At 36.8% G+C, this 23,738-nt stretch carries 14 protein-coding genes; 7 read left to right on the forward strand and 7 right to left on the reverse strand.

The genetic code is table 11. The features are described from left to right. Positions 1-43 precede the first annotated feature (43 nt). Together IE155_RS01045 and IE155_RS01050 are read left to right on the forward strand one after the other, a co-directional pair. Entirely contained in the window at positions 44-649 is a 606-nt protein-coding gene (locus tag IE155_RS01045; RefSeq protein WP_189376230.1) for a peroxiredoxin, read from the forward strand. 76 nt (positions 650-725) lie between these two features. Then, positions 726-1,013, forward strand: coding sequence for a hypothetical protein (locus IE155_RS01050; RefSeq protein ID WP_189376231.1), 288 nt, complete (start codon positions 726-728; stop codon positions 1,011-1,013). A 106-nt stretch (positions 1,014-1,119) separates the two neighbouring features. On the opposite strand, the gene IE155_RS01055 is transcribed toward IE155_RS01050, so the two are convergent. From IE155_RS01055 to IE155_RS01070, 4 genes are all read right to left on the reverse strand, one after another. Then, complete coding sequence (locus tag IE155_RS01055; RefSeq protein WP_189376232.1) at positions 1,120-3,183, reverse strand: glycoside hydrolase family 97 protein; 2,064 nt, start codon at positions 3,181-3,183, stop codon at positions 1,120-1,122. Between the two features lie 122 nt (positions 3,184-3,305). Next, positions 3,306-4,193, reverse strand: a complete 888-nt coding sequence (locus IE155_RS01060; protein ID WP_189376233.1) for a prenyltransferase — start codon at positions 4,191-4,193, stop codon at positions 3,306-3,308. 144 nt (positions 4,194-4,337) lie between these two features. Continuing rightward, positions 4,338-7,154 carry a pullulanase-type alpha-1,6-glucosidase gene (gene pulA, locus IE155_RS01065; RefSeq protein ID WP_229816927.1) on the reverse strand — a complete coding sequence of 939 codons (2,817 nt, stop codon included), beginning with the start codon at positions 7,152-7,154 and terminating at the stop codon, positions 4,338-4,340. A gap of 151 nt (positions 7,155-7,305) precedes the next feature. Further along, entirely contained in the window at positions 7,306-8,091 is a 786-nt protein-coding gene (locus IE155_RS01070; RefSeq protein ID WP_189376234.1) for a transporter substrate-binding domain-containing protein, read from the reverse strand. 449 nt (positions 8,092-8,540) lie between these two features. Here IE155_RS01070 and IE155_RS01075 point away from each other — a divergent pair, with 449 nt between their 5' ends. Next, the gene (locus tag IE155_RS01075; RefSeq protein WP_189376235.1) at positions 8,541-8,978 is read left to right on the forward strand and encodes an MBOAT family O-acyltransferase; all 438 of its coding nucleotides are present in this window, start codon (positions 8,541-8,543) and stop codon (positions 8,976-8,978) included. Between the two features lie 75 nt (positions 8,979-9,053). Continuing rightward, complete coding sequence (locus tag IE155_RS01080) at positions 9,054-9,218, forward strand: thioredoxin domain-containing protein (protein ID WP_229816929.1); 165 nt, start codon at positions 9,054-9,056, stop codon at positions 9,216-9,218. 224 nt (positions 9,219-9,442) lie between these two features. Here the strand turns inward: IE155_RS01080 and IE155_RS01085 are convergent, their stop codons facing one another. Together IE155_RS01085 and IE155_RS01090 are read right to left on the reverse strand one after the other, a co-directional pair. Then, the gene (locus IE155_RS01085; protein ID WP_189376237.1) at positions 9,443-13,690 is read right to left on the reverse strand and encodes an alpha-1,6-glucosidase domain-containing protein; all 4,248 of its coding nucleotides are present in this window, start codon (positions 13,688-13,690) and stop codon (positions 9,443-9,445) included. Between the two features lie 311 nt (positions 13,691-14,001). Then, positions 14,002-16,608, reverse strand: coding sequence for a hypothetical protein (locus IE155_RS01090; RefSeq protein ID WP_189376238.1), 2,607 nt, complete (start codon positions 16,606-16,608; stop codon positions 14,002-14,004). Between the two features lie 461 nt (positions 16,609-17,069). Here IE155_RS01090 and IE155_RS01095 point away from each other — a divergent pair, with 461 nt between their 5' ends. Together IE155_RS01095 and IE155_RS01100 are read left to right on the forward strand one after the other, a co-directional pair. Beyond that, complete coding sequence (locus tag IE155_RS01095) at positions 17,070-20,066, forward strand: TonB-dependent receptor (RefSeq protein ID WP_189376239.1); 2,997 nt, start codon at positions 17,070-17,072, stop codon at positions 20,064-20,066. Positions 20,067-20,249: 183 nt separating this feature from the next. Next, positions 20,250-21,197: an aldo/keto reductase gene (locus IE155_RS01100; protein ID WP_189376240.1), complete on the forward strand. Its 948-nt coding sequence runs from the start codon at positions 20,250-20,252 to the stop codon at positions 21,195-21,197. 17 nt (positions 21,198-21,214) lie between these two features. Here IE155_RS01100 and IE155_RS01105 read toward each other — a convergent pair whose 3' ends face one another. Continuing rightward, positions 21,215-21,937, reverse strand: coding sequence for a substrate-binding periplasmic protein (locus tag IE155_RS01105; protein WP_189376241.1), 723 nt, complete (start codon positions 21,935-21,937; stop codon positions 21,215-21,217). Positions 21,938-22,126: 189 nt separating this feature from the next. Here IE155_RS01105 and IE155_RS01110 point away from each other — a divergent pair, with 189 nt between their 5' ends. Then, a complete protein-coding gene (locus IE155_RS01110) occupies positions 22,127-23,572 on the forward strand; it encodes an MFS transporter (protein WP_189376242.1) in 1,446 nt (481 codons plus the stop codon). Positions 23,573-23,738: the final 166 nt, after the last annotated feature.

Raw genomic sequence — 23,738 nt, forward strand, 5'->3', positions numbered from 1 at the left:
AGAGATGTTATTCGGTTACACAGTTAAATTATTGGAGAATAAAATGAGTGTATTAGTTGGTCGTCAAGCACCAGATTTTACTGCAGCAGCAGTATTAGCTAGCGGTGAAATTGTAGATAGTTTTACGTTATCAGAAGCAATTAAAGGTAAAAAAGCGGTAGTCTTTTTCTACCCATTAGATTTTACTTTTGTTTGTCCATCAGAGTTATTAGCTTTTGATCACCGTATTGAAGAATTCAAAAACCGTGGTGTAGAAGTTATCGGTGTATCAATTGATTCACAGTTTTCTCACAACGCATGGCGAAATACACCAGTAAACGAAGGTGGTATTGGCCCAGTACAATACACATTAGTTGCTGACGTTAAGCATGAAATTTGTCAAGCATACGATGTTGAGCATCCAGATGCTGGCGTTGCTTTCCGTGGTTCATTTTTAATTGATGAAGAAGGTAACGTACGTCACCAAGTAGTTAATGATTTACCATTAGGTCGTAACGTTGATGAAATGTTACGTATGGTTGATGCATTACAATTTCATCAAGAACATGGCGAAGTTTGTCCTGCAGGTTGGAACAAAGGTGACAAAGGCATGACTGCTTCACCAGAAGGTGTTGCTTCTTACCTTACAGACAATGCTGATCAATTATAAGTTAAATTGATTTGACGTAGAAATAAAAGCCGCATTAGCGGCTTTTTTTATATTAACTAACAAAGGTTTAAGTTCTGTGGATGAGCAATCAGATAAAATTAAGCGTAGTTCATATTTAATTAAAGCGTTTATGGTGCTTGTTATTGTGATGCAAGTTATCCAGTTTTATCAAACTGATATTTTAGATTTTGGAGCACTTGCTGGCGCTATCGGTGTATTGGCTTTGTTACGAGGGATATTGTTATCTCCTCAATTACTTGCTAAACCATTGAAGTATTGGTTTGCAAGTAACCTTAAATTTGAAAAGGCTAGTTATTCATATTTTATATTGGCATTTATCTTAATTGTAATCAGCTTTTTCTAACAATCATTTTAATTGTTAACTCCTATACTTATTGGGTTAAGATGCTAAAGAGTCATAAACAGCTATGCTTATGACTTTTTGTCTATTTAGCTTAAATAACTTTTATTTAATTTAGTGCTTTAAAGCGAATAGCAACACCGCCACTTGTAGCCAACTTTATGCTGAGTTTATCATTGGTTGTGACCCTTTTATTTTCTATGATCATCTCGTAAGGATTATTAATCCATTCAGCTTTATCACCATCACGATAAATTTGAGCTTGGTAATTAGTGTGAGGATCTAAAAAATCAAGACTAAACGTTAATTCACGTGCATTCTCATCGGTTAATGCACCTAAAAACCAGTCTTTACCATCACGCTCTTGTCTAGCAAAAGCGACATAATCGCCTATTTCTCCGGCAATAGCTTTAGATTGTTGCCAGTCGGTGGGTACATCTTTAATAAATTGAAAAGCGGGTAAGTTTGCTTGATAATTTTTTGGTAAATCAGCTGCCATTTGAATAGGGCTATATAGCACAACATATAATGCTAATTGTTTAGCAAGTGTGGTTTGAGGACGATTGGTTTTAGCACCTAAGCCATTAAACCCTAAATCAAATATACCTGGCGTAAAGTCCATTGGTCCAGATAACATACGTGTATACGGTAATATGGTAGTATGCTCTGGTGGATTAGGTGGCGTTCCCCAAGCATTAAATTCTTGACCTCTAGCACCTTCGCGTGAGATCCAGTTAGGGTAAGTTCGTCTTAATCCTGTGTCTTTAATAGGCTCATGCGTGTTTATACTAATTTTACGTTTAGCAGCTTCTGTTACACTTAATAAATATTGACCAACCATATATTGGCTATCGTGCCATTCTTTACGAATTATGCCATTTTCATCAATGCGTTTAATATCGCCACCATCGGCAACATAACCTGTTTTAACTTGGTGAACGCCATGTTTTTCATATAAGTCGTAGGCATCTTCCATTTGATTTTGATAGTTAGTAACATTACCAGAGGTTTCATGATGTCCGATTAAACGTACCCCTTTTTTTAAACCATATTGACTGATGGCGGCAATATTAAAATCATCATAAGGTTGGGTAAAATTAAAGACATCACCATTATGAAACCAGTCACCATCCCAACCAATATTCCACCCTTCAACTAATACGCCTGAAAAACCATGTTCAGCGGCAAAGTCCATATAGCGCTTGGTTTCACTTGTTGTTGCACCATGAGTTGGCCCACTTCCCCAAGTATTTGCTTTTATGTGCATTCCCCACCAAATACCTACGTACTTTCCGGGTTCTACCCATGAAACATCGCCGAGTTTATTCGGGTCATTTAAATTTAAAATCAAATCAGAATTAAGCAACCCAACGGCATCGTGACTAATTTGAATGGTGCGCCATGGGCTTTTAAAATTAGTGTGGGTTTTAACTAAAATGCCATCAGACCATGGTGTTAAATCTGCTTTTAATTTACCGGGACGTTGCTGATTAATGGTCATTGCGGCATAGTCAACTAGCGCCGCTTCATGAATAGATACATGAGTATCATTATCTAATTTAAAAGTAAAAGGCGTATGTGCGCGGTCTATAGATTCAATATCTGATGTATTATAGATATATTCATAACGATTCCAGCCCCTAGCTGGTATCCACCAAGCGGTCGCTTTATTTGGTTTTTCAATAGTAAACTCGGTGAACTCGTCAATAATTTCAACTTTGTTTAAACCTTTTTGCTTGGCAACTTCGTACCTAAAGCCAACGCCATCATCAAATGCTCTAAAACGTACTGTAAAGTTATTAGCGTTTTCTCTTGTATGTTTAAAGTTAACTAGTAATTCATTATGATGATCTGTAACAATTTTACGCTCACCCCAAGGTTGTTCCCATTGGCTATTCGTTGTATTTTTTTCAATGGTACTAATTTTAAAACCATCGCCAAAACCTGGTGCATTTTTAAAAGCCATACCTAATTTAGAAGACGCTATAACGGTTTTATTTTTAAAGTTAATGGCATAGTTAGGTGAGCCTTCATCTGAAATGGTGACGGTGATTTTGCCATTAGGCGAGCTGAGCTTTACTGATTCAGCGTTAGCTGTCGTACTTATATTTATAATGAGTAGTGTGCAAAATAATAATTGGTGAAAAACACCTTGCTTAAAAGAAGTCTTCATGTTCAATTCGCTTTTATAATGATTGATGATTAAGCATAAAGCACTTGCAGTAAAAGGGGAGTAGATTGCATACGTATTCAGAGTAAGCAGATAAACTTTTTACGATAGAGCAGCTAATACGATCACATTAACGTTAAAGAAATAATAATAGGGGTTACATTAGCCGCTATTACATTCATCACCATATATTTGGGTTTTGTGCCTATACGTTCTCGGTGAGCTATTAAGCCTTTAAAAGCGAACAAGGTTAATGATGCGGGAATTAACGCGGTTAAAAATAGCATCGGGAGCTGGTAAACAAGGTATAAACTAATAATAGTGAGTAAGGTAAGTATTGAGGTGAATAAATAGATAATGTTAGCAAGGTTAACGCCATACTTTATTACAATGTGGTTTCGTCCGGCGGCTTTATCTGCGTCAATATCAGGGTATTGATTCATTAATAATAAATTGTTAATTAATAAAAAAGGGATCAGACTTAAGTGCCAAACTAAAATACTTAAAGTGCCAGTGATCACATAATAACTGCCAAGTACAATAAGTACGCCAAAGCCTAAACCAGGGGAAATTAAGCAAATAGAAGGCAGTTTGTTTAACCATTTAGTGTACAGGCTAATAACGGCTAACCCAATAACACCAATAATCACTATTTTATTGCCAATAACGTAACTAAAATAGCACCCAATGATAAACATAATAACGGCGCTGACAATTGATATGTGTAGCACAGTACTGGCTAATTCCGGTGATTTACCAAGCAAACCACTGCCACCATTAAAAGGCGTTTTTGAAGTGTTTAGATCTAAACCACTTTGATGATCTTGATATTCATTTAAGGTATTCACTGAAACAGCGGCCAATAACGCCCCTATAATTGCCAGTATAAAATGAAAACTATTAAATGGTGCTTCTTGATAACTGGCAATGCTGGCACTAAAACCTACACAAATAGGTGCAAGTAATAAAAAAGGCGGGCGTACTGAAGGTAAAGCGGCTAAAAACGTTTTCATTAAATGTATATAAAGACTGTAGTTTCTACTTTTATAACGTTAATTATTATGCTTTACAAGCAGTTAAGCAGTAATTTATGTATAAATTACTGCTGTTAAACTAAATGTTATATTTAAGCCTAAACTAGGGCTTGGTATTTATTTCTAATGTTTGCGTGGTTTAATAAATACACTTGTGGAGAGTGCTGGAACGGTAAAAGCATTTAAATTAATTTGGCTTTCTTTAACCATTTTGTCATTTCCATTAGCTAAAACAGGATGAAGTATAAAACCTTGGGTATTGTTAAATGCCATGGATTTTGGTTCACGTGAACTGTTAAATAACACAAGGATTTGGCTATTATTGTTATCAATAACCTCTGCTTTATTTTCGTCATCAATTAACATCGCAATTAAACCCACCTGTTGATTTTTACCCGTGTTAAGAAACTTAATCCGATCTATAATCGCCTCAGCGCTGGTAAGCCTAAATAATGGTGAACTCATACGTATTTTTATTAATGACAAAAATGCCTGTTTGCTAAATGTAATATCGTTTGCAGATACTTTGTCTCTACCTTGATTCTTTTCCAATATACGTTTAATTAACTGCCAGTTTTCTTGATCTTTTTCAGCGGGTGGTAAACCCACATTGTAGTTGTTAGTTTGCCCAGAAAAATCGACTTTATTGAACCAATTACCATAGTCATAACTATCACGTAAGAATGATTTTGACCGTAATAATTCCGAACCCATGTGGAGAAAAGGGATACCTTGGGCGAAAATAGGGTAAGAGAGACTGAGTAGTTGAAACCTCACTCTATCATGGGTAGACATATCAAAGGGTAAACGATATTGATTATTATCCCATAGGGTTTGATTATCGTGTTTAGATACATAATTAATTGTATCAGCAGGATCGAATGCATAGCCAGCAGGTTGATCTCCATACGGGATATCTTTACCAGTAACTTGTAGCCCCTCAGCACTTTCTAATGGAAAGTTAGCTAAATTACCCGCAAGGCCAATACGAAGTTGATCTGCTAATAAAGTGTAGGTATTAAGCGCTTTACCACTATTAACTAATTCATTGTTAAATGTCGCTAAACCGTTGCCTATGCCTTGGCTTTTTCGAATGCCGTTGCCGCTAGCCGTAAATGCACCACCACGAACAGCATCACGTAATCGATCGGTAAAAGTGCCTATTTCAGTGCCACTCAACGCTAACTGACTCGCTTGTTCAAATTGTGAATTATTAGCTACTTCACCAAAGTTCCAGCCTTCACCATAAAAGTAGGTGTCGCTATCAACAGCTTGTACAGTTGTTCTTGCTTTTAACATTGCGGTTTTAGGCTGATGTGCCATTAGGTCAAAACGGAAGCCGTCAATTTTATAATCGCGCGCCCATACCACTAACGAGTCTATCATTAATTTTTCCATCATAGCGTGTTCAGTAGCGGTGTTATCACAACAGGTAGATTGTTCTATTTGTCCGGTAATAGGGTGTAAACGTTGATAATAATTAGGCACAATTTTATCAAGTACAGCTGTTTTTTCTAAGCCGGCTTGATGGGTATGGTTGTATACAACGTCCATAATGACTCTAAAGCCAAGCTCATGAATACTTTGTACCATTTGGCGAAACTCAACAATACGAGTAACGCCTTCAGGGTTTTGGGCGTAACTGCCTTCAGGTACAGTATAATGGAAAGGGTCGTAGCCCCAGTTGTAGTTATCCACTGTTCTTAGTTCTTCTACTAAAGCTTGTGCATCACCGCTGTTAGCATCAAAGCTTGTTAATAGTTGTGCTAAGGTTTTGTTTTCATCAAGCTTGTTTTGGCAAATGCTAGTTGTTGGTTTTATTTGGCAAATGTCTTTCACAGTATTACTTAACTTTACGGTATTTGTTTCAAGTTCATTAACGGTGCCAATATCAAAGGCAGGTAGTAAATGAATATTGTTTATTCCCGCTTTATTAAGAGTTTTTAGGTGATTAATACCGTCGCTATTTTTTTCACTAAAAGCAGCATACTTACCACGGATGTTGTTAGACGATAACTTATTATCATGTGCGCTAAAGTCATTAATGTGTGTTTCATAAAAAATATTATCTTCGGGGTTTTTAACCGTTGGAATTAGGTGATTTTTCCAGCCCTTGGGTTGGGTATTGCTGGCGTTTAAATTAACCACCTGAGAATATTCGCTATTGCTTGATAAACTTAATGAATAAGGGTCTGTGGTGATTATACTTTCAACTTTGCCACTAGCTGGATGAAAAGTTGTTACTTTATACTGATAGTAGCTGCCTGATGTTATGTCAGGTGATGAAGCCTGCCAGATGCCAGTGTTACTATCTTCATTCATTAATAAGTAACTAGGTGAAAGTGGTTGCTTGTTGTCGTTAAAGAGTAATACTTCAACGGAACGTGCTGTTGGCGCCCAAAGCTTAAATGTTACATTTTTGTGGTTAATTGTGGCACCTAATTGTGATTCTTCGTTGGCATCATTATCTTTGGTTGTATAAAGTTCATCGAGTAATCGGGCTATTTGTACGCCAGTAATAAAAGGTACGTTAGCGTGAAACCCACTCACCGTTAATTCACTTTTTAACCATTGTTTGGCGTCACTCTCTTTAATGTTAATCTGGTAGGCGACAAATGCTTTTAAATGCGGTGGTTTAGCTATTTGGCTTTGTTTACTTAGTTTCGTTAATTCCACCATTCGACGCTGATCATTAAACTGGCTTGTTAATGTAACTGAATTAGCTGAATAATGAGGAGCAAGTAATAAGGTATTTATTGAAATCCAGTGTGCTGAATAGCCATTTATCTCTTTTATTACATCGTAGTTTTGTTGTACTAGCGTGCTTTCTTTAGTATCAGCTAACGATTGCGTTAAACTTTGCGCTAATGTTTGTTTGGGGCAAGAAAACATTACTAGCGATAATGATAGTGCGCTATATGTAAGCAAATGGCGGAGCATAGAAAACCTTATAAAATCTTGTTTTTATAAGCACTATCTTCTAGTAGAACCTTGCTAAAGTGAAGTGTATTTGACGTTACTACATACGTATTCAGCTTAATTTAAATTAAAACTGATTTTTGAGTTATTATTGAAACGTTCCTAAAGCGTTTTATTCATCGATTAAACTGACCATTTTTTCTCTCCAGGTATTTCTAATCTTTGAAAAAACACCATGATCTTCCAATTCTTTCATTTTGTCTTTTAAATCAGCTATTACTTTTACATTCGTGTTTAAACTACATGCAAAATAAAAATCAAGCGTCAATTCTTTAAATTGAAATACATTTTTATATTTTATGGTTTCATTAGAGTCATTAACTCTATTATTTAGTAAATCATCATTAAGCACGACTAAATCAATATTACGATCAGAGGAATCTAGAAACTTTAATAATGCGCTATAATTATTGATGATATAAATATTTTCATTTTCTTTAAAACCTTTGGATAATAAAAAGTGGTGGGATACATCATCACGCATTACGGCAATGTGATATTTTTTAGCATCTTCTATTGTAGTAATATCAATTTCAGCTTCTTTAAGGGAATAAAGGGAGACTGAACTTGAAACGATATGACCGATCCAATTAAATAAGGGTTCACGTTTAGGAATTCTAGCAAGAGAATAAACACAGGTGTTTTTTTCTTGCTGTGCACGATTATAGCTTAGAGCCCAAGGGTATGAGGTAATTTTATATGCATACGAAGTGTCATTTAAAGTAGCCTCAATTATTTCAGTTGATAATCCAGTAATCGAATTACCATTAACGATTTGATATGGGGCTAAATGTTCGGTCACTATGTTGAGTTCTGTTGCTAGAACTCGGCCACCCATAAATAAAATGAGTCCAAAAGATAGTATTGTAAGAATGTTTATTTGTTGATATTTAATCATTCAGTTGTCTTTTTCATCAAGTTAGTTGTAGCTTAGTTAAAAAGTAGTGAGCTATTTTTTATTTTTACTTTCATGTATAGGTATACTTGTACAGATAGACAAATTTACAACGTCCTTGAATCTCGATCATTTTACACTAAAATTTAATTAAAAGCTTTCTGTTGATTTACTTTATCCTTTTAGTTTTATTGTTTAATGTAAAATTGTAACTACAACTAGTGGCTTACAGTATTATATGCTCAAACCATTATATTAAAATATTTGCTAAGGTTGGTGCTGTTTAACGTTAATTAAACGCTAGTTGCCAAGGGGAAATGTGGTTAAATTATTGCTTCTTACTTTATTATAAGGGACAGGGTGTGAGACATCTACACATAGGTTTTGAACGTTTTCATCTTAACTGTCATTTGTTTATGCCCTGGTTAGGGCATTAGTCATACAGGAACAAAATGTATAGAACTATTACTCTCTCAGAGTATGTTAAAAGACGTAATGGCGTCGCATTGGGCGCATCTGGCTCAATGACTAATATGCTCAAGCGTTCGTTAGGTGCAAGTTCGTTCTATTTATTTTGGCAATATTGGAACCCAATATGGGGTTACTATCTTTCTCGTAATATAATGAAGCCCTTGAGCGGTTTACTTCCTAAAGGGTTAGCAATTATTTTAACTTTCGCTGTGAGTGGAGCATTACACGATGCGGCGATAACCCTGGTAAAATGGGAGTTTACGTTCTATTTTACACCATGGTTTATTTTAATGAGTTTTATGGTTATAGCGACAAAGAAATTTGGTATTTCATATCGTGAGCATCATTGGCTTGTAAGAGCATTAATAAACATATCAATCATAGCCGTATGTTTAGTGTTAACTGAGCGGTATGTCTGATAAGACGATAAAGTAGGACAAAAATACATTGCTTTTGTTCGTGTTAACAAATTATAACTATTGCAAAAGGAAAATATGATGGAATTTATGGGAATTTTAGGATTTATATTCGGTTTGTCTGGTTTGTCTTATGCTATAACGGCTAAAAATGAAATTGCAAAATTAAAGCAAGAGCTTGAAGACTTTAAAATGTCTTTAGAAGGCCCTACTGAAGCTAGTGAAAATAAATCTTCTGAGTGATTTAGCACTAAAAACACTATGGGGTAAGTGTCGTTATTACAAGTTGTTAAAGGCAGACAACTAAAAGCTAGTTTATAGCTAATGTTGTTTTGTCGCTATTGTAACCCGCTGCTTTATTACTTTTTAGTAGAGTTAACGTTATTGTTTGTTAGACGAAAAAAGCTTTTGGTGAATAACCAAAAGCTTTTAACGTTCATTTTCAAGTGTTCAGGCTCAGCGTTATTTTATGGCTGACATTGTTGAATGATTAAACTACCCACATTAAAACCTTTGCTAGGATTAGCGCTGTTTAACGTTAATTTAATGCTATAACTGCCAGCGGTGAGATTGGTTAAGTTATTACTTTCACCCGCATCGTTATAAGCGACAGGATATGAAACCCCAATATTTAAGTTTTGATCATTTATGTCGTTGCTGTTAGCTGCTTGTGCCCATAATTGTGTAGTCCAACTGCCATCATCGGAGGCGAGTTTAAATTGAAGCTCACCACTAAAGTCAGCAACGGCTTGATAAATGTTGTTGCCTTTGTAGTGCAGACGGTAAGCTTCTTCAGCGTTCCAACCAGAATGACTACCACGCACATAAAGCTCACCACCACCATTAATATTAAAAGGAATATTATCAGTTGAGTCAGGCAATGCTGTGCAATCAACGGTAGGCATTTTATTTTGAATGGCTAACGAGGGTACTGAACTATTGGCATCTAAGGTAAAAGTGTAACTGCCTGAAGCGGTTACTGCTAATTCAAATTCATCGTTATTGTTACTTACTGACACTGATCCGCTGGTGATAGTTACATCGCTATAAGCTAAATTAACGCTGGTATTATCTTGTGAAGCTATAATAAAAGACTGCGTACCAGCTATTAATGTAGTGGTTAAGCTATAAATACCGTTACCGTCATACGTAAATTTATCGGCGGCTGTATAACCATTATTACCATAATCATTAAATGAAGCTGAGATATAAAGGTCAGTGTTACCATAAGGTGCGGTATCTGGTGCATTTAAGGTAACATCAGCAGGTAAGCCATAATCTTGAGCACCTGTTTGCACTTTAACAAATACTGCAGTTGTCAGTGCTGGTACAGTAAAGGTGCCATTGTTGGTATTTTCAGTAAAACTGGCTGTAGTTACTACGGTATCGTCTGAGTTTTGTTGAATTGAATGCAGTGTAAAGCCGCTAGCGCTAGCGATACTCGGCGACTGGGTTTGCGTAGTGCCATTAATCACTACAACAATAGCGTCATTATTTTCATCAATATCGGATAAAGCTGGACCGCTATCATTTACGCCATCATCAAGACTCATTACGATTAAGCCTTTTGTTTGGCCAATGCCGGTATTATGAAAACCAACACGATCAATAACATCTTGTGCGCTGGTTAAACGAAACAGTGGGCTAGCGCTGCGAATAGCAATAAAGTCATTAAATACACTTGAAGCTAATTCAATATCAGTAGAGGTTACTGTGGTTGAGTTAAGCGCGATAATATCAGCAATGGTTGTCCATTTATCTTGGTTATCTTCAGCTAAAGGTAAGCCAATATTCCAGTTATTAGTAGTTTTGGTAAAATCAACAAAGTTGAACCAGTCACCGCTATCATAACTATTGCGATCCATTGATTTTGAACGAATTAAATCACCACCTAATTGAAAAAATGGAATACCTTGGCTTAATAAGGGGAGTGTTGCGGCGATATTATGCGCTCTTACTCTTTGCTCAAGAGTCATCTCATCAGCAAAACCATACTGTAATTGATCCCATAAGGTTTGATTATCATGCTTAGACACATAGTTGATAATATCGGCAGGGTCTTTAGCATAAGCAGACTGTGAAAAGTTACTGCCTGATTTCACCGTACCGTTTTTATCTTGTAGTTGGTAATTAGCCAATGTACCCGCAAGGCCGATTCTGATAGTGTCTTGATCGCTTAATGATCCGTTACTATCAAACAATGTCGCACTACGAATAGTATCGCGAGGGCGATCATTAAACGTACCAACTTCTGTGCCTGCCATATTATTCTGTTGTGCTTGTTGGTAACCTCTGTCTTGTCGAGTCCAACCTTCGCCATAAAAATAATTATCACTGTCAATGGCTAATACAGCTTCTCGCGCTGCAATAATTGAGTCAACTGAGTTATTCGCCATAATATCGAATCTAAAGGCATCAATTTTGTATTCTGTTGCCCATAGTACGAGTGAATCTACCATTAACTTCTGCATCATTGCATGCTCTGGTGCAGTGTCTTGACAGCAAGTTTCGGCTTCAACATTACCGGTAATTAAATTACGACGATGGTAATAACCTGGCACTACTTTATCTAATACCGAGTTGTCCCATAAACCAGAAGAGCTAGTGTGGTTATAAACCACGTCTAGGGCGACACGCAGCCCTAATTGATGCAGTGCCTGGTTCATTTCGCGCATTTCTAGAATACGCGCACTGCCGTCAGGGTTTGTAGAATAACTGCCATCTGGCACATTAAAGTGTTTTGGATCGTAGCCCCAGTTAAAACTGTCTAAGCTTCTTAGTTCTTGCGCTAATGCTTGTGCGTTTGAGGTGCTAGGGTCATAACTTTGGTAAACCGATAAAATAGTTGCACCGCCGTTTTCAACAGCACAAATTGAAGTATTTGGTGCTATATCACACAACTCATCAACGGTATTATTTAAGTTAATACGGGTAGCTTCATCTTCGTTTATACTGGCAATATCATTAGCGGGTAGCATTTGAAAATGAGTTAAGCCTGATTCAGCAAGCTTTGATAAATGTTGTACTGGCAGAGCATTAGTTTCGGTAAAGGCAAGATATTTGCCACGATGAGCTGCACTGGTACTTTGGTCGCGAATGCTAAAGTCGCGAATATGACCTTCGTAAATAATCGCATCTTCTTTATTGGTTATAGTTGGGATGCTATGAGTGTCCCAATCTACAGGCTTTAAGTCATCGTCTTGTAAATTGACAAATTGTGAATATTCGCCATTAGTGGAAAGTGATACCGAATACGGATCGGTCACTTCAAGTGTTTCAAATTTTTGGTTTTGTGAATGATAAACCGTTAAAGCAAAACGATAGAATAAACGATCATTGCTTTCTGTAATGGCTGTTCTCCAAATACCTGTTTGAGCATCAAAAGTTAGCGCTTGAGTTGATAATAAATTTTTATCTGCATCATATATTTTTAAGGCAACATTGTTAGCCGTAGGAGCCCATAAGGCACTATTAATGTTACCGCCAGAATAACTTAGCCCAAGTGTTGCTTCATCGGCATCATTACTGGTTTTAGTATAAAGCTGATCTAATACTTGTGGCGTTTGTACGTAAGTGGCTGCAAGAACTTTATCATTGTCGTTATAAGCAATCGCTAGAAGTTTACCTTTGAGCATAGTTTTTACTTTAGCAATATCAACTGAATTGACAGAAAAGGCTTCAAGTGATTGATAGCGAGGAATCGCTAACACTGTGGCAGGATGCTCTGAGCTATTATTTGCCGTAAACTCAATATAGTTATTGCCTGCAATACCGGTTTCACCATCATAGTGCATATCATCAGTGTCAGATGAATACACTCTAACTTTGTTAACGTTATTGCTGTTAGCGGTGTTTGTATTCCATAGCAGATCAGTAGGTGAAACCCAATGGGCTGCGATATTTTCGATTAACACGCCAGAAGGGTATAATGTTGCTTCTGCATATAAGTCGCTGATACCACTTAATGTCCAAATCATTCGCTCACCGGTTAAGTCAGCTTTGTGGTCAAGGCCGCCAATGTCTTTTTCATCACCTTTGTGAACGATAAAGTTTGCACAGGTTGCATTGTTGTCTTTTAATTCAATTAGCCAATATGCGCCGTAATTTGGGTCGATACCTGATTGTGCCTGACCTGTTGCCCAGTCAGTTCCGCCATCGGCGCTAAACTGATTATAGGCATCACATTCTGCATTATTCCATAAATGTAAAATCCAACCGTCGTAATCATTATTGGGACGGTTATAAAAAATAACTAATTGGTTGTCATTCGCACTAACAATAGGTGACGGCAGTTGATTAGGATCCGTAACAGTTAAGTTAAGGGCTTTGTTAGCTGTTGCATTGCTGGTATCTGTTACGGTTAATTGAGCAGTAATATCTCCAGCGGCTGTGTATGTTACTTGTTGAGTTGTTGTAGTTTTACAGTCATTGATTGCTATGTCGGCTAAGTTAGCCCCCGGCGATAATACACATGTTAAAGCATCATTATTACTATCGGTAACAGCCCATGAATAATTAACAGTTAAATCAGTTGTGGAATCTACTGAAAATTGGTTAATTGTGGGTGCGCTATTTTCAGGCGGTTGAGGTTGAGTTGGTTGACTGCTTTCGTTAGAACCACCGCCCCCGCATGCAGATAAGGTTAATACTAAGCTAAATGAGAGAGTTTTATAAAAAGGTGTAAGGTATGTTGATTTCGTTGTTGGAGTATTCACAACCGTATCCTCTGTTTAATTTTTGATTTGTTATTGTTTTAAATTAACTCCATGCTATAGGGTTGTGTAATGGCTTAATAGCGTCTACATACGTATTCAATTAGGTTATTTCTCGGTTTTGTCGGCATAAATGCCGACCTACATATCAGAGCGTTAATCTTGATTTTGTATTTCATTTTGTAGGTTGGGCTTTAGTTCATCGGTCTTGCGATTTAATAATATTAAAAATTAATTTAATGAAAAAAGCTCTACTTTTTACAGTAGAGCTTTAAATGAGTGAGCTTATATAATTTTGAGTGTTGTTAATTAAATTACTTAGTCGTCACAGTCATTGTTTTAGTTACACCATCTTCAAAAGCAAAGATATAGGTACCTGCGGGTAAATCTATCCCTATATTGTTATTTGAAGCGACTAGCGTTAATGGTACACCTAACTCAACTTTAGTGCCGGCAATTTCAACTCCGTAATTATAACCCAATGTACCCCCCCAGCCTTCATCAGCTACTTTAAATTCACCGGCGTTACTAATAGTTACTTCCATTGAATAAGTGCGCGAAGTTTCAGCTGTATTACTAGCGTCTACAGGCATGAATTGTAATTGGTTAGCATTTGATGCACCCCAGTCAGTAATACTACCACGCAAGTATAAAGGTGCTTTTGATACTTTAACTACCGGGTTAGCTGATGCAAAAATAACTTCAAATTTATAGGTTGAAGATTCGTCAACAACAACACGCATATTGCCACCGTCATCAACAACAGCAATGGCATCTGAATCAGAAGAAATAGTTACTTCGTTAAACCCTAAGTTGACTGTGCTCCAATTAGCATCTGCAAATTTAAAGGCATGATTGCCACCAGCTTCTAAGCCATATAAAACACTATAACTACGAGTATCTGCATTCCATTTTATTTCATCGGCAGCAGGTGAAGACCAACCATTAATAGAACCACGAATGAATACTGGCGTAGTGCCAAATGGTAATGCGGGTTTTATTTCAAGGCTTGGCGCTTCAGGATTTGAAAGATTCAATATAAAATCATACTCCGCAGCGGAAGAAGGCGTGAATGATAAAGCTCCACCATCATGTGCTAAAGCTAAAGGTGTGCTTGCAGTTACGATGTTGTTAGTATCTACAGCACCAACAGAAAAACCTGCAGCTTCGTCAGCTATAGTAAAGTTATATGTTTCAGCCATTAAAGCTTTTCTTAATACATAATTACCATCTGAACTATAAGCTAAGTCAAGTGTTTCACCACCAATAGTAATACTTGGAAACGCTTGAACAGGTACTTCATTAATTGTTAGTGTTACCGCAGAAGTATCAGAAGCATCGACTAAGAATTGGTAGATTTTTTCTTCTTCCATAGCCACAGACATATTTTGACCGACACCTTCACCTACAGTCATTAATATTGTTGTACCAACCGCAGATTGATCGCCACCTTTAATACTGCCGAAACTTGCTGGTTCTGACCAGTCAGCATCTGCAACTTTGTATTGGTGTGTAACCGAACAATTTTCGCCATCACTTTCTTCAGTTGGCTCTACAATTTCACAATCTGTATCGTAAAGATAATTTAAACGGTATTGACCATTTTCAGTATATTCAAACTCTGCATCAGCTGTTGCACTCCAACCGTTAAAGCCACCTTTTATATAAAGTGTGGTATTTTCAGGCTCAAATAAGGTGACACATTTAGATGCAATATCTGCTGTGCCAACGCCAACAGCAATAGTGCCAGCAGGACAAACTAAGCTTTCACCTAAACATAGCTCACCAGAGTCATCTGCTGCCATACCCCAACCACACGATTTCAGGCCAGATGAAGCTTCAGCACCAAAAAAAGGATGTTGGTTAATTAAGAATAATCCGTCTAAAACATTAACGGGGAAGTCGTCGCTGGCATAAGCATTTTTATCTAGATTATGAAAAACGATATCACCAGAATTGCCAATAGGCATGGTTAAATCATTTTCGGATATTTTTTTACCTGTAACCGTATCGTTAAAAATAATATTACCGCAGTTACTGGGTTCATCTACTAAATTTAATACCCAATATTTACCGTAATTATCATCTATTGCTGTAGTTACTGCTGGGCTTTGCCCCCACTGTGGCGAAATACTGTCTTCTGCATAAGCAGTACAGTCATCGTTGTTCCAAGTGTGTACCACTACGTTTTCATAAAGAGCGCTATTGTCAGCACCTACTACATGATCTTCATGAAGATAATAAGCAACAGCTTCACCTGCTCCTGCTAAGTAGGCTGGAGCAGGGGCACCATCAATAGGGTTTTGCTCAGGAATAATACATTCGTATGTTCCTGATTCATCAATTACTTTGTAATTTGGGCACGAAAGTGGCGGAGTGTAACATATTTCTTGACCGTCCATTGCAGAGGTTGTTGCGTTTACCGAGCGAGTAATACGTTGCGACGGACCTAAATAGTTTGCGGGTGGAATTGCTGCAAACCACTCTTCAAACCATTCATCAAAGGCTTCACCGTAGATAACGTCTTGACCTTGACCTATTTTGAAGGCTCTGGCTTCTTCTTTTGCAATGGCTTGTCGTTCTTTTTCTTCGAGGGTTAATCCTAAAATGCTGTAAAGATCTAGGCTTTCATATTTAAAGCTGGCTTCCCAAGCGGCTTCATCAAACGAGTCGCCTTGTTCCGCTTGCGCTGCTGCTTTAGCGGCCGCTTTTCCTGCTGCTAAACCGGCATTATCTTCTTCTGAAAGAGGATAAAAATCAGGGCTGGCAATTTGCACAATTGAAGGACTTTTACACCATAAGCCGACATCTTCAAAAACGTCTGTAATTATTGGCTTTGCTTCATCACCGCCACAACCTGTAAGTATTGTACTTACCGCTATCGCAGCACCCAGCATCAAGGGCGTTAAATTGTATTTCATGAGTTTATAACTCCATTAACTATATGGTTTTAGTTTATGTGCATATAAGTTGTAGCATCACTCTTGTTTTTATCAGTGCTTAACTAATATAAACGTACTTCGCTGCCTAAGTAGGGTGATGCATTATGTTACTTTTATTCCGATTTTTATATTCAGTAACGTCGTAAAGCTACACAAAGAAAACTAATGTGTATATATAGTAATAGGATTGAAGCGGCATGAATACGTATGCAGGGCCATGTATGGTTATGAATACGTATGCATCTAACAATTGCTTGTTTTTTGACTAACTTGTTCTTACACTAAATTTGCTTGCCTAAATATATAAAAATAAAAACTAATTAAAACAATGTCATAGTGCATATAAAAAATAAATTCCGATAATAAAAGAAAGCAACAAACCATTGCGACAATGCAAAAATTTTAGCATAAATACTTCTGGTATTTATTAAGGAATACACATGAAAAACTTTAATCTTAGTGCATTATCCATTGCGCTTATGATAGGCGGGGGACAGTTAGTAGCAATACCAAGTTTTGCTTTAGCTGAAGAAGTCGAAGTAAATGCTGACGCTGAAAAAGCGCCAACACAATTAAGTAAAAAACAGCGCGACCAAAAAGCAGTAGAAATTATTGAAGTTACTGGTTTTAAAGGTAGTGTCATCAAGTCATTAAATACCAAACGTTTCTCAGATACTATCGTTGACGCTATCTCAGCAGATGATATTGGCGGCTTACCTGATGTGTCTATTGCTGATTCATTAACCCGTTTACCGGGTGTAACCTCGGTACGTATTGATGGTCAATCAAGTGAATTAAATGTTCGTGGTTTATCGGGTGGTTTTGTTTTATCAACATTAAATGGCCGAGAACAAGTCTCTACTGGTGGCGGCCGTTCAGTTCAGTTTGATCAATATCCATCTGAACTCATTAAACAAGCACAAGTTTATAAATCACAAAAAGCGTCTCTTATTGAAGGCGGTATTGCGGCAACTATTGCGCTAGAAACGGCTAATGCTTTAGACAACGACGAAGATCAAACGGTTCGTATGTCGTTAATGGGCAACTATAATGAAGCCGCCGCTGATAACGAAGATTCGGATACCTTTGGCCGTCGTTTAACTTTATCTTACCAAGGCAAATTTCTAGAAGATACTTTAGGTTTATCAGTTGGTTATGCTGGTATGTTTCAACCTACAGTGTCAAGTCGCTTTGTTAATTATCAATTTGATGAAGAAGATCTATCGTTGGCGTACGATGGTGGTCCAGAAAGCATTTTAGTTTCTTCTGGGTTTGAGATTAATGAGCGCGGTGGTGAAGATAATCGAGATGCTTTTGTGCTTGCATTAAATTATGAGCCCACAGATGAATTACGTTTTCAATTCGATGCTTTCCATTCAAAATTTGATTCAGAAAAATGGGATCGTGGTTTACGTATTTCTGGTTTGAATAATATTGCCGTAGCAGGTTCTAAATTATTATTGGATAATCCATTAGTCGCTGATGGTGCGCTAGTAGGCGGAACAATATATCGTGATCCATATGGCACAGCGGTTGCTCCTCCGTATAAAGGTTCTTCTCGTGAAGTCAATATTCAAACACAAGCAGATGATAATACCACGTTAAGTAAATTATCGTCATTTGGTTTTAAAACAGAGTGGGATATTACAGATCGCTTATTAATGACGGTCGATTTAGCGCACTCAAAAGGCGAAGAGAATTATAAAGATCAAGTTATGCGTATGGCATATTTTGAAGATTCAAGCGCAGAAACGCCTGTGATTGATGATAATATAATTTTTAGTTACCAATTAAATGGTTTAAATAACCCTGATTTATCTTTCAATCAAGATTTCACAGATACTGCTCACATGATGGTGACTAGTGCGGAGTCATATCCTCATATTGAGTCTAATTCATCAAGCGCGATAAGAATTGATTTTAACCAACAACTCGATAATGAATACTTTGAGTCAGTTGAGTTTGGCGCTCGTGGTTCAAAGCGCGAGTATGAATTAGGTCGCGGACGTTTTGTATATGGAACAACTGATGGCAATATGCGTAATGGCCAATATATTACATATGCCGGTGTTGATGATGAAGGTAATCCTATTGAAGTACAACGTTTTGCGCCTTATGCGTTAAACAGTGATAATTCAACCGTAACCACTATTGGCGGCGAATTGTCTGGTATGCCTAGCTTTTTATCTGTTAATAACGACGCAATTTTAAATGCGTGGATCCCAGGTGTTGACCGTACTCCTATACGTACATGGGAACATAACTGGACCATGACACAAAATAATATTGTTGAAGAAGAAGTACTTGCTGCTTATGTTCAATTAAATATTAATACAGAAGTGTTTGGTTTACCCTTAACAGGTAATGTTGGTCTTCGTTATGTGTATTCAGATCAAGCCAGTACAGGCTTAGTTAATGTAGGTGCAGGTTTGGGAGATGCGATTGTTGATGATGCGGGTATTACTAACAATGATTTCAGACGTGAAAAAGTTGGCGAAAGTTATAGTGACTTTTTACCTTCGTTTAACTTAAATATACAACTAACTGATAATGACCAATTACGTTTTGCTTATGCAAAAGTGATGTCTCGTCCTGAGATGCCAAGCATGGCTAATAGCGGTAACTTTTCATTTAATGTTAACAGAGATGGCGATGGTCGAAATTATATTGATTTAGATAGCTCAACAAGTCCATTTTTACGTCCATTCTATGCGGATCAATTTGATATTTCTTATGAGCATTACTTTGTTGAAACAGATGGTGCGTTTGTTTTTGCTATTTGGAATAAAGATATAGAAAATATGGTGAGCACTACCATAGATCGTAACTTTGATTATGCCGCAAATGGCATTGCTTTACCGAGTATTCCTGCAGATAAACTGACAGACGAAAACGATGAGTTATTGATCTGGGAAAATGGTGATTATTCTCACGCCGAGAACAATGGTGATGCCGGTTATATGCGTGGTATTGAAATTGGCTATACGCAAACTTTCACCTTTTTACCTGGTGCATTATCAGGTTTAGGGGCGAATTTTAATTTCTCTTATACTGAAAGTGAAATAGAAGTACCTTCAACAGTACCAGGAGAAGAAGGTGGATTAGCACCAATAGATGGTTTATCACCACGTGTTTATAGTGCAACCTTATTTTATGATTGGGAAGAAACCTTTACTGCGCGTATTAGTGGACGTTATCGTTCTGCGTATTTAAGCCGACAAATTGCTATTGGTGACTCTCAGTCTGCATACTTCCAAGATGAAACCATTATTTCGGCTCAAATGTCATATAATTTCTCTGAGAACTTACAGGCAGTAGTTTCTGTTGATAACTTAACAGATGAACCTAATATTTCGTATTTTGGGGATACAACACGTACTGGTACCATTCAATATTTTGGCCGGACCATTTACTTTGGTATTAATTACTCTTTATAACGTGTAATGCAGAGTCATTTTTGAGTTAATCAATGACATTATCAATTTGTTATTTTATAAAAGTGCAATAGGTGACTATTGCACTTTTTATTTTAAATAGACAAAGTGTTATTTTAACATTGAAATTGTAGATGACTTAGCCATACATGATCAGTATATAAAATTAACCATGCGGGAACTGTGATGCAAAAACAATGTTTAGTTCAAGGAAATAACCCTACCAATAAAGAGTATGAAGCTGACTTAACTTCAAGTCGCTTAATATATGGTTGTATGCGTATAACAGGCGATAATTCAGCTGCAGATAGAGCTAAAGGCAAAGCTGCTATTCGGGCGGCAATTGATGCTGGTTATAATCATTTTGACCATGCAGATATTTATGGCGCTAATGAATGTGAGCGCTTGTTTGGCGAGATAATAAAAGAGTCTCCGTCATTGCGCGATCAAATGATTATTACTTCTAAGGCAGGTATTCGACCAAAGCGTGATATGCAAGAATATGCACCTACGCGTTATGACTTTAGTCAATCTTATATTTTAAATAGTGTTGATGGGTGTTTACAGCGTTTAGGTATAGATCAACTTGATATGTTCTTGCTCCATCGTCCTGATTATTTAATGGATATTCATGAAGTAGCAGAAAGTTTTGCAATTTTGAAAGCTGCGGGGAAGGTGAAACATTTTGGTGTCAGTAACTTTACGCCTTCACAAGTTACCGCACTTGGTTCTGCTATGTCTATGCCTTTAGTTGCCAATCAAATTGAAATTAACATTCATAATATTAATAGTTTACTTGATGGAACACTTGACCAGTGCCAACAAGATAATATTTGTCCTATTGCTTGGTGTCCTTTAGGGGGAGTTGCTTACCCAGCATGGGGGAATACATTTACGACTGATGACGAGTTTAGAATAAAACAAGAGTTTGATTTACAAGCACAAAAATATGAATGTGAACCTTGGCTGATTATGCTGGCTTGGTTAATTAAACATCCCGCAAATATCTTTCCTATTATTGGTTCTACGACACCTGAACGTATTCGTGCAGCAACTCAAGTGTTTGAACTCTCATATACACGAGATGATTGGTATCGGTTATTAGAGGCAAGAAATGGTGAAAGTGTTCCCTAGTTATGCATAGGGAAGTATTAAAGAGCTGTTATTTTATCTCCTGTGGATATCGCATTTTTTAGCTGTTTAACAATCTGTTCATCGCTATTTTTATTGATGGCTAAATATAAATCTATTTCCCATCCAGGTTCTGTATATGCATTTTCTATTAATAGGGGGGATAACCCTCTATTTTTGAGTCTTTGACGCATAAAGTTTAAATCACCAAATAGAAAGTCTACTTTATTATTTAATAGTAAGCTCAATTGAGTTTCTCTAGAGTTAATAATCACTAAATTTTCATCTTCGGAAAAACCTTCGGATTTGAGATATTGATAGGGGTAACTTTCTTTGACCACAGCCGTGATATAAGTTTTAGAGTCTTCAAAACTAGCTAACTGTATATTTTTGCTTTTTAACGCTACAAAGCCATTTTTAATTTGCCCAACAATAGATAACCAATGAAAAAATGGCTCCCGTTCAGGTGAGCGATACATTGAATAAATTAATGTGTTCTTTTGCTGTTTAACGGTTTGAAAAGCTCTAACCCAAGGTACAATGTGAAATTGACTCGTTAAATTTGTTGAATTTAAAATGTCTTTAACTTTTTCAGTGGCAGAACCTGCAATTTCATTTTGCTCTAAATGTTGAAATGGAGGGAATATCTCCGTATAAACTTTAACCTCTTGAGCTGTTGATAAAGGCATATAACTAAGTAACGTGACAACGCAGAAGATAATCAAAATTATTATATTTTTCATTATATTACCAACGTTTAGTGTGATTAGTTTTCATTAGTATGAGTTTCACTAGCACTTATCATCTATATGTACTTTTGTATAGTAATTACCTAATTACTATAATCAATCGTGAATACGTATGCAAACGATTGTATCGCAGTAGTCTATTGCGTAACGTTATTGAATTATAATAATTTAGAGAATTATTGCATGCGTGTAATGCAACGAAAGTTAACCACACCTTTTTATCTTCTTCTTAGCTTACCGTCAACGGCAATGGGTTTTGCACTTTCTGTTCAAATATCTGCTTTAAGTTGGTTGTTAACTACTCAGTTTGGCTTAGATATACATCAAGTCGGTTTAGTGTGGGCAGCGGGGCCAATTGCTGGCATTTTAGGACAAGTATTTATTGGTATTATTAGTGATAAGGTTTGGTTTTGGCAGGGTAGGAGACGGCCTTTTATCCTAATAGGTGGAACCTTGGCTGGTTTGATGTTATTGGCTTTACCTAATATAGACGTTGTATCAGCATCTTTAGGCTTTTCTGGGTTATTAGGTGTTGCTATTGCGGTGGCATTAACTCTCGACTTATCCATTAATATTAGCTTTAACCCAACACGTGCCATTATTGCCGATGTAACACCTGAAGGTGCAGCGCGAACACGTGGTTATACTTGGATGCAAACGGTTTCTGGCTCATTTGGTGTGTTAGCTTATGCCATAGGCGCAACATGGGGTAATTTTGTTCTTATTTATGTTGGGGCAGGACTCGTTTTTCTCTTATCAATTATCCCGCCATTTTTTATCAAAGAGCCCAAAGAACTTGTAATTTCTCATGTTGAAAGCGCTAATGAAAAAATATCCATAGCAAAGGTTTTACTTAATATTAAGCCACTGTGGGGGTTTATTTTATACGATATATATGCCATAGCGCTTCAGCTGTCTGGTATAAAAACAACGCATTATTGGGCTGAAGTTATTGCTGCGGTGATCACCTTATTTTTTATTCTTATTACTTTGTTTGTTAAAGAAAATCATGTCGAAAGAAGTAAGAATAATACGATTGGATTTAAAAAAATACTTGCAGCTCATTCTTTTAGTTGGCTTGGTGTGCAAACTATGTTTGTATTTATCTTTGCTTTTTTGCAAGAGAAAATGCCGACTTTAACTGATGACGATTTGGGTAAAGTGATTGCAACAAGCTTCTTAATATTAAGTGCCGTTTCTGCATTATTACCTGCATTTATTCTTACGCCATTAGCAAAACGTTTTGGCCGAGTTAATGTACATATTGGGTGTTTAACAAGTATGGCGATAGGTTATGGGTTAGTGGCTATTTTCGGTATGGATAAGCATGTTTTATTTTTATTAATGGCATTATTAGGTTTTGGCTGGGCATCTATTATCAGCTTGCCTTTTGCTATTATGTCAGAAAAAGTAGAGCAATCGAAAATGGGGCTTTATATGGGATTATTTAACTTATCGGTGGTTTTGCCCCAATTATTAGTGAGTTTAGGGGTTGGTTTATTTATAAATAATATTGCAGATAAAAGTTTAGTGTTTCAAATAAGTGCAGTATCACTAGCTATTTCGGCTCTTGCATGGACTCAAGTTAAAGACTCACAAGCACAAAAAATGACAATGCTTTTAAAATAGATAAGCGTTAACCTTATTAATTATTTCCCGAAAGTGATATGGTTATTACAAAATTGAGCATTTCATTGTTATAAGTATAATTAGTAAGGTTACTGTTATTAAAAAATCAGCCCGAAGTCATTCGTTTAACCTAACTGAATGTATTAAAAACCCTTTAGATTTAACG

This window comes from Thalassotalea profundi (genome assembly GCF_014653195.1).
Classification (GTDB): Bacteria; Pseudomonadota; Gammaproteobacteria; order Enterobacterales; family Alteromonadaceae; genus Thalassotalea_B; species Thalassotalea_B profundi.

Bases quoted from the DNA above. Each gene is read 5' to 3' on its own strand.
- IE155_RS01045 (WP_189376230.1), top strand. From the start codon at position 44: ATGAGTGTATTAGTTGGTCGTCAAGCACCAGATTTTACTGCAGCAGCA.
- IE155_RS01055 (WP_189376232.1), bottom strand. From the start codon at position 3,183: ATGAAGACTTCTTTTAAGCAAGGTGTTTTTCACCAATTATTATTTTGC.
- IE155_RS01060 (WP_189376233.1), bottom strand. From the start codon at position 4,193: ATGAAAACGTTTTTAGCCGCTTTACCTTCAGTACGCCCGCCTTTTTTA.
- pulA (WP_229816927.1), bottom strand. From the start codon at position 7,154: ATGCTCCGCCATTTGCTTACATATAGCGCACTATCATTATCGCTAGTA.
- IE155_RS01070 (WP_189376234.1), bottom strand. From the start codon at position 8,091: ATGATTAAATATCAACAAATAAACATTCTTACAATACTATCTTTTGGA.
- IE155_RS01075 (WP_189376235.1), top strand. From the start codon at position 8,541: ATGTATAGAACTATTACTCTCTCAGAGTATGTTAAAAGACGTAATGGC.
- IE155_RS01080 (WP_229816929.1), top strand. From the start codon at position 9,054: ATGATGGAATTTATGGGAATTTTAGGATTTATATTCGGTTTGTCTGGT.
- IE155_RS01090 (WP_189376238.1), bottom strand. From the start codon at position 16,608: ATGAAATACAATTTAACGCCCTTGATGCTGGGTGCTGCGATAGCGGTA.
- IE155_RS01095 (WP_189376239.1), top strand. From the start codon at position 17,070: ATGAAAAACTTTAATCTTAGTGCATTATCCATTGCGCTTATGATAGGC.
- IE155_RS01100 (WP_189376240.1), top strand. From the start codon at position 20,250: ATGCAAAAACAATGTTTAGTTCAAGGAAATAACCCTACCAATAAAGAG.
- IE155_RS01105 (WP_189376241.1), bottom strand. From the start codon at position 21,937: ATGAAAAATATAATAATTTTGATTATCTTCTGCGTTGTCACGTTACTT.
- IE155_RS01110 (WP_189376242.1), top strand. From the start codon at position 22,127: ATGCGTGTAATGCAACGAAAGTTAACCACACCTTTTTATCTTCTTCTT.